The sequence below is a fragment of the Pantoea sp. Fr-CA_6 genome, assembly GCF_024520895.1.
In the GTDB taxonomy this organism is placed as follows: domain Bacteria; phylum Pseudomonadota; class Gammaproteobacteria; order Enterobacterales; family Enterobacteriaceae; genus Pantoea; species Pantoea agglomerans.
In genome coordinates this window covers 565894-580766 of sequence record NZ_JALNPO010000001.1, presented here as the reverse complement: position 1 = coordinate 580766, position 14873 = coordinate 565894, and the positions used below count along the sequence as shown (strand labels likewise).

The 14873-nt window shown below is 54.3% G+C and carries 14 protein-coding genes and 1 pseudogene; 9 read left to right on the top strand and 6 right to left on the bottom strand.

All coding sequences use genetic code 11. The features are described from left to right. Window positions 1-82 precede the first annotated feature (82 nt). Window positions 83-1768, bottom strand: coding sequence for an alpha,alpha-trehalase TreA (gene treA / locus NR201_RS02785; RefSeq protein ID WP_089414304.1), 1686 nt, complete (start codon window positions 1766-1768; stop codon window positions 83-85). A gap of 210 nt (window positions 1769-1978) precedes the next feature. Between treA and ghrA the strand changes: the two genes are divergently transcribed. The 5 genes and pseudogenes from ghrA (at window position 1979) to NR201_RS02760 (ending at window position 6252) form a co-directional block, all read left to right on the top strand. Further along, a complete protein-coding gene (ghrA, locus tag NR201_RS02780) occupies window positions 1979-2920 on the top strand; it encodes a glyoxylate/hydroxypyruvate reductase GhrA (RefSeq protein WP_256849358.1) in 942 nt (313 codons plus the stop codon). 39 nt (window positions 2921-2959) lie between these two features. Continuing rightward, window positions 2960-3697: a phosphatase gene (locus tag NR201_RS02775; protein WP_250531677.1), complete on the top strand. Its 738-nt coding sequence runs from the start codon at window positions 2960-2962 to the stop codon at window positions 3695-3697. A 604-nt stretch (window positions 3698-4301) separates the two neighbouring features. Beyond that, entirely contained in the window at window positions 4302-4856 is a 555-nt protein-coding gene (locus NR201_RS02770; RefSeq protein ID WP_256849357.1) for a hypothetical protein, read from the top strand. Between the two features lie 607 nt (window positions 4857-5463). Next, window positions 5464-5658 (top strand): annotated as a pseudogene (locus NR201_RS02765) (phosphatase); the annotation flags it as partial. A gap of 27 nt (window positions 5659-5685) precedes the next feature. Next, window positions 5686-6252, top strand: a complete 567-nt coding sequence (locus NR201_RS02760) for a molecular chaperone (protein WP_010246159.1) — start codon at window positions 5686-5688, stop codon at window positions 6250-6252. A gap of 123 nt (window positions 6253-6375) precedes the next feature. Here NR201_RS02760 and NR201_RS02755 read toward each other — a convergent pair whose 3' ends face one another. The 4 genes from NR201_RS02755 to NR201_RS02740 all read right to left on the bottom strand — a co-directional run bounded on the left by NR201_RS02755 (window position 6376) and on the right by NR201_RS02740 (window position 9486). After that, entirely contained in the window at window positions 6376-6741 is a 366-nt protein-coding gene (locus tag NR201_RS02755; protein ID WP_010246157.1) for a helix-turn-helix domain-containing protein, read from the bottom strand. Between the two features lie 72 nt (window positions 6742-6813). Beyond that, a complete protein-coding gene (locus NR201_RS02750; RefSeq protein ID WP_033757353.1) occupies window positions 6814-7074 on the bottom strand; it encodes a type II toxin-antitoxin system RelE/ParE family toxin in 261 nt (86 codons plus the stop codon). Between the two features lie 104 nt (window positions 7075-7178). After that, complete coding sequence (locus tag NR201_RS02745) at window positions 7179-8555, bottom strand: CoA transferase (RefSeq protein ID WP_256849356.1); 1377 nt, start codon at window positions 8553-8555, stop codon at window positions 7179-7181. A gap of 46 nt (window positions 8556-8601) precedes the next feature. Beyond that, window positions 8602-9486 (bottom strand): DMT family transporter, encoded by an 885-nt coding sequence (locus tag NR201_RS02740; protein ID WP_010669895.1) that lies wholly within the window; start codon window positions 9484-9486, stop codon window positions 8602-8604. A gap of 173 nt (window positions 9487-9659) precedes the next feature. On the opposite strand from NR201_RS02740, the gene NR201_RS02735 reads away from it, so the two are divergent. Next, on the top strand, window positions 9660-10385 hold the full coding sequence (locus NR201_RS02735) for a glutamine amidotransferase (protein WP_256849355.1): 726 nt from the start codon (window positions 9660-9662) through the stop codon (window positions 10383-10385). Here the strand turns inward: NR201_RS02735 and NR201_RS02730 are convergent. Continuing rightward, complete coding sequence (locus tag NR201_RS02730) at window positions 10373-10936, bottom strand: class I SAM-dependent methyltransferase (protein ID WP_122888994.1); 564 nt, start codon at window positions 10934-10936, stop codon at window positions 10373-10375. The genes NR201_RS02735 and NR201_RS02730 overlap by 13 nt on opposite strands. Window positions 10937-11168: 232 nt before the next feature. Between NR201_RS02730 and NR201_RS02725 the strand changes: the two genes are divergently transcribed. The 3 genes from NR201_RS02725 (at window position 11169) to tssJ (ending at window position 14870) form a co-directional block, all read left to right on the top strand. Beyond that, entirely contained in the window at window positions 11169-12689 is a 1521-nt protein-coding gene (locus NR201_RS02725; protein WP_010669897.1) for an aldehyde dehydrogenase family protein, read from the top strand. 1066 nt (window positions 12690-13755) lie between these two features. Further along, entirely contained in the window at window positions 13756-14352 is a 597-nt protein-coding gene (locus tag NR201_RS02720) for an SH3 domain-containing protein (RefSeq protein ID WP_256849354.1), read from the top strand. A 23-nt stretch (window positions 14353-14375) separates the two neighbouring features. Next, a complete protein-coding gene (gene tssJ, locus NR201_RS02715; RefSeq protein WP_163639553.1) occupies window positions 14376-14870 on the top strand; it encodes a type VI secretion system lipoprotein TssJ in 495 nt (164 codons plus the stop codon). Window positions 14871-14873 lie beyond the last annotated feature (3 nt).

Genomic DNA, 14873 nt, shown 5'->3' with positions numbered 1-14873 from the left:
CTGTTGATGAAAGAAGGTCAAGTAAAATTCGCGGAAATGAAGTGGGGATACCCCCGGCAAGGCCAGAGGTATCCAGAGAGGATTAAGGTTGTGAGGCAGACGCCTGCGGAATATCGTGGGCGCTGTTACAGGTTTTATCTTTCGGGCAGTACTTATCCAGCAGTTTCAGCGTGACGCCGTTGGTCCAGCCGAAGCCATCCTGCAGCGGATATTCACCGCCACCGCCGCCGCCGAGATTTTTGCCATCAACGACATATTTCTCCACCAGCTTATGCTCACGGTCATAGGTGTTCTGAACGTTTTGCAGGAAGCGTAATCCCACCTCTTTCGCCAGTTTTGGCTGGTTGTAGTGCTCCAGACCTTCCACAGCAACCCACTGCAGCGGTGCCCAGCCATTGGGTGCATCCCATTGCTGACCGTTGTTCACGGTGGTGGTCACCAGACCGCCAGGTTTCAGCAGCTGTTTTTCCACTGCGCTGGCGGTGCTTTCAGCCTGCTTATCGCTGGCGACCTGCAGATAGAGCGGGAACAGCGCGGCAGCAGTCAGCTGAGGATGGACCTGCTTTTTCTGCCAGTCATAATCGGCGTACCAGTTCTGCTTGCTGTCCCACAGATAGCGGTTGATCGCCGCCTGGCGTTTCTCCGCGCGATCGGCAAACTGCTTCGCCAGATCGCTCTGCTTGTTCATCTGATAGCCTTTTGACAGGGTCTGCTCCAGATGGAACAGCAGGCTGTTGAGGTCAACCGGGGCCAGCTGCGTGGTACGAATTGTCGACAGGTTATGCGCATCGGTAAACCAGCGCGAACTGAAATCCCAGCCCGACGCCGCACCGGAACGCAGCTCCCGGTAGAGTTCGGCTTTATTCCTCTGCGGCGCTTTCTGGGCGGTGGCAATGTCATCCATCCAGGATTCTGTACGTGGCACGTCGCGCGCATCCCAGTAGCGGTTGAGCAGGCTGCCGTCCGCCAGCTTAATCACACGCTTGCTGGCTGCGCCCGCCACGACTTTATCGCTGTCTGCCATCCAGTAGTCATACTCTTTCTGCAGCTGCGGCAGATAACGGGTATAGGCTTTGCCGTTATCGTGCGTCGCCAGCAGATCGACCATCAGGCTGAAGAACGGCGGCTGTGACCGGCTCAGATAGTAGCTGCGGTTGCCGTTGGGAATGTGGCCATAGCGGTCGAGCAGCGAGGCGAAGTTATCCACCATATCCTGCACTTTATCCCAGTGTCCGCTCTCGGCCAGCCCCAGCATGGTGAAGTAGCTGTCCCAGTAATAGACTTCACGGAAGCGCCCGCCTGGCACCACATAGGGTTTGGGCAACGGCAGCAGCGAGTCATACTGACCGGCGCTGCTGGTGGTGCGCGTCAGCACCGGCCACAGGCCATCAATGTGGTCACGCAGGTTTTGTCCGGCTGGTGGCACATATTTGTCACCGGCCGCGGGCAGGGTAAAGTTGGCATCCACAAAACGCTTAAGATCGAAATTGCGCTGTTTCTTCTGCATCTGCCAGTCGGCAAGAATTGAGGCGGGATCGAATTTCGGCACCGCATCCGCAAAGGTCTTTTGATCGGGATAGAACTTCGCCTGTTGCACGGCATTAAACAGCGGTCCTAAACGAACGTCAGGCGGCTGCGGCTGATTATTCAGCATGCGACTGTTGTCGTCGGCCTGGGCAGTGAAGGCGGGTACGCTCAGCAGCAACGTGAGCAGAAAGGGCGCATAACGCTGACGCCGTGGAGCGGCGTTTACCTCAATTTTTGTCATCGGTTTTTCTCCTTGTCCGAAACGCGGCCGCGCGTAACGCATTGACCACAGGACCAACTTTAGACCTTATCTGACCACTTCACCCTGAAGCGAGCCGGAAATGTGAAGCCACGGGAATTATTTTTATGGAAAAAACCGCTTTATTACGCTGGTTTTTTCTTGCTCTCACCACGCTTTTCCCTGACGCTGAAAGAAAAAAAGGAGAGCAGGATGGAGATCATCTGGTATCACCCGTCGCAGTCTGCAGCGGCCTGGATTAACGGTTTACAACAGCGTCTGCCCCAGGCGCGGGTGCGTGCCTGGCAGCCAGGCGATAGTGGTCCGGCTGATTACGCGCTGGTCCGTTCGCCCCCCACAGAAATGCTGCAGGGACGCGCCACCCTGCGCGGCGTCTTTGCGCTGGGGGCAGGCGTGGACGAGATTCTGAAACAGCTGCAGCAGAACCCCGAGATGCTGCCCGACAGCGTGCCACTGTACCGGCTGGAAGATACCGGCATGGCGCGGCAGATGCAGGAGTATGCGGTTCATAGCGTACTGAGCTGGTTCCGTCGTTTTGACGATTACCGTCTCCAGCAGCAGCAACAGTGCTGGCAGCCACTGCCCGCTTACACGCGTGAAAACTTTACTATCGGCATCCTGGGGGCGGGCGTGCTGGGCCAGAGTGTGGCGGAAAGCCTTAAACCCTGGGGATTCCCGTTACGCGTCTGGAGCCGCTCGCCCAAAGAAATTGATGGCGTGACCAGCTTTGCCGGTCGCGATGCATTGCCTGCCTTTCTGAAGGAGACGCGGGTGGTGATCAACCTGCTGCCGAGCACGCAAGAAACCATTAATCTTATCGACCACCACTTTTTACAGCGGCTGCCGCACGGCGCTTTCTTCCTTAACATCGCGCGTGGCGCGCAGGTGGTGGAAGAAGATCTGCTGGCCGCGCTCAATAGCGGGCAGCTGAAAGCAGCGGCGCTGGATGTCTTTCAGGTTGAACCGCTGCCCGAAGCGCATCCGCTCTGGTCACATCCGCGCGTCACGATCACGCCCCATAATGCGGCGGTAACCTTGATCGACGAAGCTATCGACTACATCGCCCGCGCCATCACCCAGGACCAGGCAGGCGAGCCGCCGCAGGGCAGGGTGGATCGTCAGCGCGGCTATTAATGAACCGGCCCCGTCAGGGGCAATCAGCAGGAGAAGAGGATGTATCCGGTAGATCTGCATATGCACACCATCGCCAGCACGCATGCTTACAGCACGCTGCACGACTACGTGACTCAGGCGAAGCAAACCGGCATGAAACTGTTTGCCATTACCGATCACGGCCCCGACATGGCCGACGCGCCGCACTACTGGCACTTCATTAATATGCGCGTCTGGCCGCGCGTGATCGATGGCGTGGGTATTCTGCGCGGTATCGAAGCCAATATTAAAAATCAGCAGGGCGAAATCGACTGTTCCGGCCCGATGCTCGATGCGCTGGATTTGATCGTCGCCGGTTTTCACGAGCCGGTTTATGCGCCGCGCGACCGGAAACATCACACGGATGCGATGATCGCCGCGATGGCGGGCGGGCTGGTCCATATCATCAGTCATCCAGGCAACCCGAAATTCCCGGTCGATATCCCGGCTATCGCCGAGGCAGCCGCGCACTACGATGTGGCGCTGGAGCTGAACAACTCCTCCTTTACCCATTCGCGTCCGGGCAGTGAACCGAACTGCCGGGCTATCGCTGCCGCGGTGCGCGATGCCGGTGGACGGCTGGCATTTGGCTCCGATTCCCATACGGCGTTTACGCTCGGAAATTTTGAACATTGCCTGCGCATCGCCCGCGAGGTGGAATTTCCTGAGGATCGGGTGTTAAATGTCATGCCGCGTCGCCTGCTCGACTTTCTGGAGCTGCGCAGCGGCAAACATATTGCTGAACTGGCTGACTTTTAGCGCCATGCCAGGTAAGCAACACGCTCACCATGATGAAAATCCCCGCTTTTATCTGCGGGGATATAATGACTGAGGCGAGTATTTTACCGTAACGTGTTCTCTTATCAGCCCGGAAAGGGCGTGTGGCAAGACCTGAAGCTTAAAGCTGAGAGAGCACTTAATAACTGAAAAATGGTCTCAATCGTTCGGGTTAGCAATGTCAACGGGGCGGTTCGTCCGGGCGGGTAATGGCGTAAACTTTAAGTTCTACTCTGCTCTTTATTGATCGCGTTAGATCAAAGCGTAGAATTACCACGCCTGGTAACGCGCTTTACTAATTTAATAGTTAACCATGCTAATAGCAAAGCTGAAATTATTATTGCTATGAATAATGCATTCGCTGTTGAAGGGAAAATTTGAAATGGATTTACGATTTCACCGAGCTTCATGTAAGCATCTTCCGAAAGGGTTCTGAAGATGATTTCCGGGATCACTATAAGATAAAATAGAGTAAATACGGTGTATAAAGCCAGCCACTTGATCCTTTTCATAAGCCATTCTCTTTGCATACCTTTCACTTCAGTATACAATCGTTGCATAAGGAATTCTACACAAAGGGATGAGTATGAGCATGTCTTATCTTAAGATTAAACTTCAGGCAGAGCGAACCATTGCGCTTAACTTTGAGAAGGCACTTGCTGAGTTACATCAAACAATGCTTGATACAGGAAGGGGGATTGTGTCTGGCGCTCAACGTGCAAGCGGCTATGGTTCATGCTTTTTTGATGACTACAAGGATGTTTGTAATCAACTTAAGCAGGAAGATTTGCGATACCTGAAGCAACTCAGAATGCTGTTTACCCGGCAGAACGTGGTTTTAGAGATGGTAGAAATATACTTCAGACAAAAACTGAGCCGTATTGGTGATACAGGCATCCAGAACATACAGAGACTGTTAGCTGAAAAAGCGTCTGATTATGCTTCTGGTAAATTCTCTAAACTTGCTATAGCACAGTTAATCGCGCTCGTTATTACACAATCCCGGGATTTCAAACAGTCACATATTAATGTAATTAATGCTACAAGTTCGTATGCCGTAACCGCTTTTAAATTTTATGGTAAGTTTGAGATTGCCACAAAAGCAGCAAGAAAATTACGCTTCGATGATGCGGAGTATTAGTTCGACTTATATAATGCTAATTTAGAAATGTTCTATTATTTGATTGAGCCGGAAATGTCTAAAATAATCTATTTGAAAAAATTCAGGTTCCACTAGCGAAGAGCAGATTTTAAATCTACTAAACAAGATTTTAATAAAATGAAGGCGATCCTTCGCTGGCTATATGCCTGGGTAAGTCAATCCTTCTTTGGACTTATACCACCAGCGGCCGGTCTGGTCGGGGCCGTTTTTTTTGTAAGCGTTTTTCCTACATATGGTCTGCTGTTCGCTTTTCTATGGATCCTTTTAATTATTTATTTTTGTGGAAAATATTTTCGCTATTACTAGTGGAGGTAAGCCCCCGTATGAAAAGTGCTTTTTATTTTATTCTATTTTTTTATGAAAATTTACGAGTTTGATTAGCCTGTTATTGCATATCTTCATTCCGCCTGGCTAATAGTTCATCAGAATCAGAAGTTGCTGGATGATGTATTCTGAAGTTTTCTATGCAAAATTAACCAGTTGCTTTAAGATTTTTTCTGAAGTATGAACTCACTTTCTGGCTGAAATAGCCAGGTGTAAGGGTGGATTACTCAGAGTCCCGGTCATCGCCGTTGTTAAGACCGCCGATGCCGGTGGACGGCTGGCATTTGGCTCCGATTCCCATACGGCGTTTACGCTCGGAAATTTTGAACATTGCCTGCGCATCGCCCGCGAGGTGGATTTTCCTGAGGATCGGGTGTTAAATGTCACGCCGCGTCGCCTGCTCGACTTTCTGGAGCAGCGCAGCGGCAAACATATTGCTGAACTGGCTGACTTTTAATTTACTTGCCTCAAGGAAATCTGACTCATGAATGAGTTTTCCATTCTGTGCCGCGTGATCGGCTCACTGTTTAATCGTCAGCCGCAGGACCCGCTGCTGGTGCCGCTGTTTACGCTGCTGCGTGAAGGCAAACTGCAGTCGCAGTGGCCGCTGGAGCAGGATGAGCTGCTGACCCGTCTGCAACAGAACAGCGATCCCCAGGCGCTGGCCGCCGATTACAACGCGCTGTTTGTTGGCAGCGATTGCAACGTGCCGCCGTACGCCTCACAGTGGCCGGAAGGCAAAACGGAGCCAGAAGTGCGTGCGTTCCTGACCTCACGCGGAATGCCGCTGAGCGATGCGCCTGCTGATCATTTTGGTGTGCTGATGCTGGCTGCGTCATGGCTGGAAGATCAGTCAGCGGAAGATGAGAGCGCGGCGCAGATGGCGCTGTTTGAAGAGTATCTGCTGCCGTGGTGCGGTGCTTTCCTGGGGAAAGTGGAAGCGCACGCGACCACGGCCTTTTATCGTACTCTTGCCATGCTGAGCCGCGAAGCGATCCAGGCGATGTACAACGAACTGCTGGATAGCAGCGAAGAGACGCCTGACGCCTGATTCACCACGTCGCCGGGTGCGTACCCGGCGCACAGTGCTGAATCATCTTTCTCAATGGGTTCTGGGGGGGATTCTCTGGATACGGCGTGCTTTTTTTCGGGCACCTGAGCCCTCTCAATCGGCTTACAGGATTAACTGCCCGGGTCGGCAGCCATACAGTTTTGCGAGACGTTCACGCGTCTTTTTCTGCGGCTTACTTTCAATACGCTCCAGTTGAGAGATCGCACTTTGCGTGGTCCCCAACTGCTGAGCCACATCATGCTGGCTAAGCCCCCGCCAGATGCGCCAGGCCGCCTGAAGACTCACTTCCTGCTCAATCATGATCCCTGCAACGTCGTGCGGGATCGTCTCATCGTCGTGCTCATCAGCCTCCACAGGAATAGTCTCCCATTCGCCATCGCTGGCCGAGAGCAGCCTTTCATATTCCGCCACCGGCAAAACCACAAACTGGGGTTTGCCTGCTTCATCATAGATGTACTGTTTTGACATAGTTTATCCGGGTAATTGTGTGTCGCAGCAGAGGTCGTGAGTGCGTAAGGCTATGCAGGTATCCCAAAAGCTTTAGTAAGTGACGGATGTTCTTCTTGCTACCTCTGTAATTTCCAGAATCACCGGTTCGCCCCCGGTTAACGTAAAAAGGACCCGGTAGTTGCCAACCCGCAGCCGGTAGTGATTATCGCTGCCCTGCATTTTTTTAATGTCCAGTGTGACGACCGGGAAACTGACTAACTCACCCACCTTCTGGTAAATGATTTTCTGATAACGTTTGTCGATCTTCATAAGGTGCTTCAATGCCCGCCTGGACCAGTCTACCCTGACCATTCTGCACCCCGTTTCAATGAACTTCGTCCCTGAGTCATGTGTAAATAATAAGATAGCAATCTAATGCTATCAACATTATTTTTCTAATTATCTAATGTTTTGCTTCACCACGTCGCCGGGTGGGTCCCCGGCGCGCAGCCTGGCGTCGCACAGAGCTGTGGGGTGCCGGGCAGCCAGGCGGCCGCTCGCAGCCTCACTCCAAACCCCCACGGCGTTAATTCGTAACAGGGCAGGTTATCCTTAACCTGCGGCGCAATGCCGGAGCCTGTGCGCTGATCGGTGGGATGCTGCTGCAACAGCCACGCGGTGCGCGCCAGCGACAGCCGGACCTGGCTGCCGTGGCCCTCAGTAATGCGTCGCCGTAATCCCTCCAGCACCGCCGCCGCCAGCAGATAGCCGCTGGCATGATCCAGCGCCTGCACCGGCAGCGGGACCGGTTTATCGCTCTGCTGCCACTGCATGCCTCTTTCAGCAATGCCGCATCCCATCTGCACCAGACTGTCAAAACCCCGGCGATTGCGCCACGGACCCTGCCAGCCCCAGGCATTCAGGCCGGCATCAACCAGACCGGGTGAGAGTGACTGAAGGGTCTCCGCGTCAAACCCGAGCCGTTCCAGCGCATCCGCCCGATAGCCATGCACCAGCACGTCCGCTTCACGCAGCAGGTGGATAAACTGCTCGCGATCGGCGGTCTGAGTCAGATCCAGCACCGCTCGTCGCTTGCCGCAGCTCATCTCTTCATCCAGCGTCGGCTCCTGCCAGCCGGGCGGATCGATGCGCAGCACGCTGGCTCCCAGGCTGGCAAGAAAACGGGTAGCGACCGGCCCGGCAATAATCCGCGTCAGATCCAGTACTTTAATGCCCAGTAAAGGACGGGCTTCGGCCAGCGGCCACGCCGGCGCCGCTGCCTGTTGTGTGGTCTGCCAGCTAAACAGCGGTTCGCGCTGCACGGCCTGGCCCTGCGGATGCTGCTGCCAGGCGGCGGCACTGCGAATCTCTGCGGCACAGCCACCCGCATCAATAACGGACTGCTCCAGTTCGCTGGCCTGCCACTGTTGCACCTGCTGCGCCAGTGCTGCGCGATCGGCGTGCGCGCCCAGCACCCGCTCCATCGCCAGCCGGTGATGCACGGCGTTGGTGTGCAGACGGATCCAGCCATCCCGGCTGCGATAGTCACCGGCAAACGCATCCCACATCGCGGGTGCCGCGCGATTCAGCGGATGGAAGCTCTGCTGAAACCAGCGTGACGCCAGCCGGACGTTAACGGTGACGGGCGGAGAGAGTTCAGGGCGGGATGTGGCGATAAGCGCAGCAGCAGCCTGCGTTGCCAGACCGATACTGGTGGCCGCCAGTTCACTGACGGCAAAGGCAGAAGAGAAGGTGGCGCGATCAACGAAGGCGGGGAGAGGCCAGGCGGCGTCGCGACCTCGCAATCCCTGCTGCATCTGCTGCCAGAGAGAGGCGGCAAGCGGTGAGTCCATGTTGTGCTTCCTGAGAGAAGTGATTTCTCAAGCATAGCACGCGGGATTAACGCCGCCGCAGGCGCGGGAAGCGGGCATGCATCCGCAGGCTACGCAGGTTGATTACGGCAATAGCGGTACCAAGGATTACCAGCGACGCACCGATAATCTTGAAGCTGTTAAGGCTGTCGCCCAGCACCACAATCCCCATCAGCACGGATAATACCGGCGTCAGCAGTGAGTAGGGCATGATCAGGTTGACGTTATATTTCTTCAGCAGCATATACCACAGTGTATAGGCGACAATTGACGAGGCGATAGCGCTGTAAAGAATGGCAAACCAGCCGTGCCAGCCCGCATTTTGCAGGGCGTAGAGCTGATGTGATTCCATCAACAGACTGGATGCGCCGACGACAGGAATGGCCAGAAACGCAATCCAGCCGGTCATGGTCAGCGGTTTAATCGGCGGTGACTTTTTCACAATCAGGTTGCTGACAGCCCAGCCGGTGGCGCTGCACAACAACAGACAAAGCACCCACCACGACGGAATCGTCGGGCTGCCGGAGAGCACGACAACGCCGCTCAGCGAGATCATAATGCCCATCAGCTGCACCAGCTTCAGCTTCTCTTTCAGCACCACCATCGCCAGCAGCATGGCAATGGGTGTACCCAACTGAACCACAATTGCGCCGGTGCCGGCATCGGTATAGCGCAGGCCGACAAACAGCAGCGAAAAGTGCATAAAACCGAACGTGAAAGCCAGCAGCAACAGCCAGGGTAGCTGCTGACGGTTAATCCGGCAAAACGGTACCAGTACGATGGCGACGACCACAAAGCGCATAAACGTCAGGAAAAGTGGCGGAAGCTCCAGCAGGCCCCATTTCACCGCAACGTTGTTGAAGGCCCAGATTGAAACCACCATCAGAATCAGAAAAAAATGCCGCACAGCCACGATAATATCCTTTCGATGTTTTTTTGCTTAGCCCGCTAATGATGGCACGAACTGCGGCATTGCAGCCAATCGCAGGGAGAAATTTTCTGCGATTGCGGCGCAGCCTGATGAGACTTTCGGGCGCGTTGCTGGCAGACTGATTTGAAACGACTTCTTAAAGGAAACGATTCGGTATGACCTACACGTCCGCCTTACCCCTTGCGTTAATTCAGCTTGAAGTCCCACCCGCAAACGTCGTCTCAGAGATTGGTGAACAGCCGCGCTGGTTCATCGACGCGTTAAACCTGCAACCCGATGAATACCTGATTGTACGGCCCCATCTGGGCGAGGCGCTACCCGCTTTCGACCAGATTTCCGGGGCGATCCTCAGCGGTTCCTGGGCGATGGTCACCGATCACGCTGACTGGAGCGAACGCAGCGCCGTATGGATTCGCGCAGCCATGGATAACGGCTTGCCGTTGCTGGGGGTCTGCTACGGTCACCAGCTGATGGCCTATGCGCTGGGTGGCGAGGTGGCGGACAATCCCAATGGATGGGAACGCGGGCTGTTACCAATCAACTGTATGCCGGAGGCGCAGCGCGATCCGCTACTGAAGAAATTGCCACAGGACTTCAGCGTCTGGCTGTCACATCGCCAGTCGGTGATCAGCGCGCCACAACAGGCGCAGGTGCTGGCCGCCTCTGCGCGCGATGGCTGTCAGATTGTCCGTTATTCGCCGCAGGCGCTATCGGTGCAGTTTCATCCTGAATTTTCACGGCACATCATGAACGTTTGTATGCCCAAAGGCTGTGCAGAAGATGGGGCAAACGAGATGGAGGGGAAAGACTGGGCGCGTGAGTTGCTGGTGGCGTTCTGGCAACAAACGCGCCCTGCAATGGCGCAAGCTCAGGGTGCGTAGTGACGCGTGCAGCGATAGACCCAGGCGGGTGGCACGTTTTTCATCACCCGCTGGCGCTCCCAGGTGAAGTAGCGCGACAGGTCTGGCTGAGTCAGCGAGGTATACTGGAACTGTACAAAGACGCCGTTGGGCCCGAGCGCGTTATACACCGCACGCAGAATCGCCTCACGCAATTCAGTGGGTAATGAGAGCAGCGGCAGGCCTGAGAAGATCACGTCATATTCTCCGCTCAGGTACTCTGCTGAACAGGTGCGCACTGTCATGCGCGGATCGTCCAGCGCATTAAGCTTATCGGCCAGCGTGCTGCTGATCTCAAAGGCATCCAGCGTGGCATCGGGTGACATCTGCGCCAGTATCTGCCGCGTCAGTACACCGTCGCCCGCGCCGAGTTCGGCGATACGTAACTTTTCAGGCCATTCCACCGACGCAATCATGGTGCGGCACAGCGCCTCTGACGAGGGCGTAATGCTGCCCATCTTGCGCGGGTTGCGGATAAACTGATGCACGAAATTGGCTTTAGCGCGCATCAGGGTAAAAGCTGAAGCCAGCATGCTCATCTCCAGAATGAATTCATCCTCACGTTGACCCCTTTGTGCCGCACAAGTTTCTCTCTGACCAGCCTTTTGGGTAAAAGTCGGAATTATCTAAAGACGAAGCGTAAACACCCATTCCTTCGGGGCGGTCACAGTTTCCGGTTAACAGAACTGACAGGCTCTTGATGATGCTTCATGTTAATAATAAGTTTCATCATTGTTACATCAGTCACCTGTCAGGAGAATGATCATGCGTTATGCCGCCCCCGGAGAACAGGGTTCTCTGATTACCCTACAAAAGAATTATGGCAACTTCATTAATGGTGAATTCGTCGCGCCGGTGAACGGCAACTACTTCACCAATACCTCCCCGGTGAACGGCTCTGCGGCCGGTGAGTTTCCGCGCTCAGACGTTGCCGATGTTGATAACGCTGTGGCTGCTGCGGCAGCGGCGGCGGAAGCCTGGGGCAAGACCTCGCCGCAACAACGCTCGCTGCTGTTACTGAAAATCGCCGATCGGCTGGAACAGCATCTGGAGACGATGGCGGTCTATGAAACCTGGGATAACGGTAAACCGGTACGCGAAACCCTGGCGGCCGATATGCCGCTGGCCGTCGATCACTTCCGTTACTTTGCCGGTTGTGTCCGGGCGCAGGAGGGCAGTGCCGCCGAGATTGATGAGTTCACCGCCGCCTATCATTTCCATGAGCCGCTGGGCGTGGTAGCGCAGATCATTCCATGGAACTTTCCGCTATTAATGGCGGCGTGGAAACTGGCTCCGGCACTGGGCGCGGGTAACTGTGTGGTGCTGAAACCGGCTGAGCAGACCCCGCTGTCGATCACCGTTTTTGTCGATCTGATTAAAGATCTGCTGCCGCCGGGTGTGCTGAACGTGGTGCATGGGTTCGGCAAAGAGGCGGGTGAAGCGCTCGCCTCCCATTCCGGCATCGCCAAGGTAGCCTTCACCGGCTCTACCGCAACCGGCGGTCATATTCTGGAGCTGGCAGCAAAAAGCCTGATCCCCTCGACCGTTGAGCTGGGCGGTAAATCACCTAACATCTTCTTTGAAGATATCATGCAGGCGGAGGAGAGCTTTATAGAGAAAGCCGCCGAAGGCGTGGTGCTGGGCTTCCTGAATCAGGGCGAAGTCTGTACCTGTCCGTCGCGTGCGCTGGTACAGGAGTCGATCTACGAACCCTTTATGGCAGCGGTGATGAAGCGGGTAAAAACCATCAAACGTGGTGATCCGCTGGATACCGAAACCATGGTGGGCGCGCAGGCGTCGCAGCAGCAGTTTGATAAAATTCTCTCTTATCTTGAGGTTGCCCGACAGGAGGGCGCGGAAGTGCTGGTGGGCGGTGGCGTAGAGAAGCTGGATGACTCACTTAACAGCGGCTACTACATTCAGCCGACACTGCTGAAAGGCAACAACAGCATGCGCGTTTTCCAGGAGGAGATCTTTGGCCCGGTCATTGGTATCACCACCTTTAAAGATGAGGCGGAAGCAATCAGTATCGCCAACGACTCCATCTATGGGTTAGGTGCTGGCGTCTGGACCCGCGATATCAACCGTGCTTACCGTGTGGGCAGGGCGATTAAAGCCGGGCGCGTCTGGACCAACTGTTATCACCTCTATCCGGCGCACGCCGCCTTTGGCGGTTATAAGAAGTCGGGTATCGGGCGTGAGACCCACAAAATGATGCTGGATCACTATCAGCAGACTAAAAACCTGCTGGTCAGCTACAGTATCGAGCCGCTGGGCTTCTTCTAGTTCTGGCCCGCAACCTGCCAGGATAACCCTGCACTCTTCCCTCAGAACCACGCTACGGCGTGGTTTTTTTGCTCCACATAGCCGGGCATGCTGAGAAGCATCAGAAGCGTGGCGATAGCTGCAATGCCGATAAAGAACAATTAATCAGTCCTTTCTTAAAGCGACGCCGGGCCGTTTTGCGCTTCGCTTATCTCGCTTCACGAGCACCTCATCCTCAGCCCTTTCTGAACCGTCCCATAATGAAACAACTTACTGATTTGTAATCATTATCTCACTGTTTTTACGCTAAAAACTGCCACGTATTACGGTCACCCCGCCGTTAACCTTCATTACGGTCTGGTGAAACAGCGCCATTTTTTACATGAGTTTTTTTAATGCTGACTACAGAGGGATCTGGTTTCTGTGTAAGAATACTTCATAGTTGCTCATCTTGTTAAGAATAATCCTAAGCGAGTGATTAAAAGTAACACATATTTGCACTAAGTAAATTACTTAAACTTTACTTAAGTAAAATCTTATGAAAGTGGCCCGTTGAAATTTTGTCAATCTTCTGTAAACTCGCAGCTTATGTTTACAAAGGAATTGTGATTTCATACCTACGGGCAGGATATACCTGGCTCGTGCGGTAGCTATGAGCTTATACACATCTTGTAACTTACTGAATGTGATCGTTAAAACAGGAAATCAGCCTGTGCGCTGCGCTTTTTTCTTTTGTCAGCGAATAGCGTCACAAGTGTAAATCTGAGTCAATATGTCAGTTTTTCGGCCAGGGATGGCATAAGTAAAGCTTGGGTTTTGCCTTCCTCATCCAATCTGACGCAAAAAAATAGATCATGTTTCTGATCATTTCTTGCCAGCTCAGATTTCTCTCTGCACCTGTACCGGTCGCCAGAGTTGCTTTTTAATAGTTAACGTTAGTTGATCTTTTAAAGTGCCTCGCCATGGCACTTTAACGCTATTTGCTTAAGGTTTTTCTTTTAGGCTGGCACTAAGTGGCGCTCTATCAGCACCACATTCCCGATTTTCATTACTGACAACCGGCCTCTGGCCACTCTCCAGGATATGAATGGAACACAACATGAAAAAAATGGTGAAGCTCCGTATTGCGTTAGGCCTGATGTTTGTTTTTTCTGTCGCGGGTTGTAAAACGCCGCCAAAAATGACGGATGACACGCTGGTCACCAGCACCGTGGATGGCGTGGTGATCAGTCACCGTTATGCGGTTAAACCGCCTGCGCAGTTCAGCCCGGTCAATGAAACCTACCGTGCGCTCTATCCCGCTTCGGTGATGAGCCATCCGAGTTTTGGCGGCAAGGTGGTGGAGACGCTGAAAACCGGCGAAAGCTACACCGTGATTGGTCAGGTAGAGAACAACTGGCTGGCGCTGGGTGAACCCGCTCAGGTGTCAGCAGAACCTGAGCCGGGTAAAGCCAGCAGTGCCGTTAAAGAGTCAGCGCCCTCCGCAGCGCCGCAGGCAACCGTTCAGCTGACCGGCTATGTGCCATTTCGCGCCGTGGTGAAAAGCGAGCTTTACGATCAGACGATCAAGGCTGACCAGCCGAAGCGCCGGGTGCGCAGCAGCAAGAAGAAAACCTGTGTTGCGGTAAACGGTGACAGCACCGCCTGCCAGAACAGCACTAACGGAACCTGGATTATTAACTAATCGCACTAAGCAGGGAGGGCGGGATGATGACAACAACGCTATGGCGTGGGGCGCTGATAGTGCTGCTGACGTGGCTGATGACCGCGTGCAGCAGTACTCCACAGCCTGTTGCCTGGTACAACCTGGACGTTCAGGCGCAAAACCAGGTTAACGGCGGTGCGCCGCTGAAAGTCCGGGTGGTATTACTGACCTCCGATGCGGAGTTTATGTCGGCTGACTTCTACTCCCTGCAAAACCAGTCCGCTAATGCGCTGGGTAATGCGCAACTCAATACGCAACAGTTCTTCCTGACTTCCACTCAGCCCCATAAAACGCTGCGGATTAAGAGTCTGCCCGAGGCGCGCTTCATCGGCATCATGGCGGAATATCAGGCGCTGGATGGCAAGGTCTGGCGACTGTCGCTGCCGGTTCCCGAAGGCGAATCACCCTCATTCTGGGCGTTCTGGAAGCGTGACGATGGTGAGCTGAATGCGCGCATTGTGGCGGGGATTAACGGCCTTCGCGTGGAAAAACAGTGATGT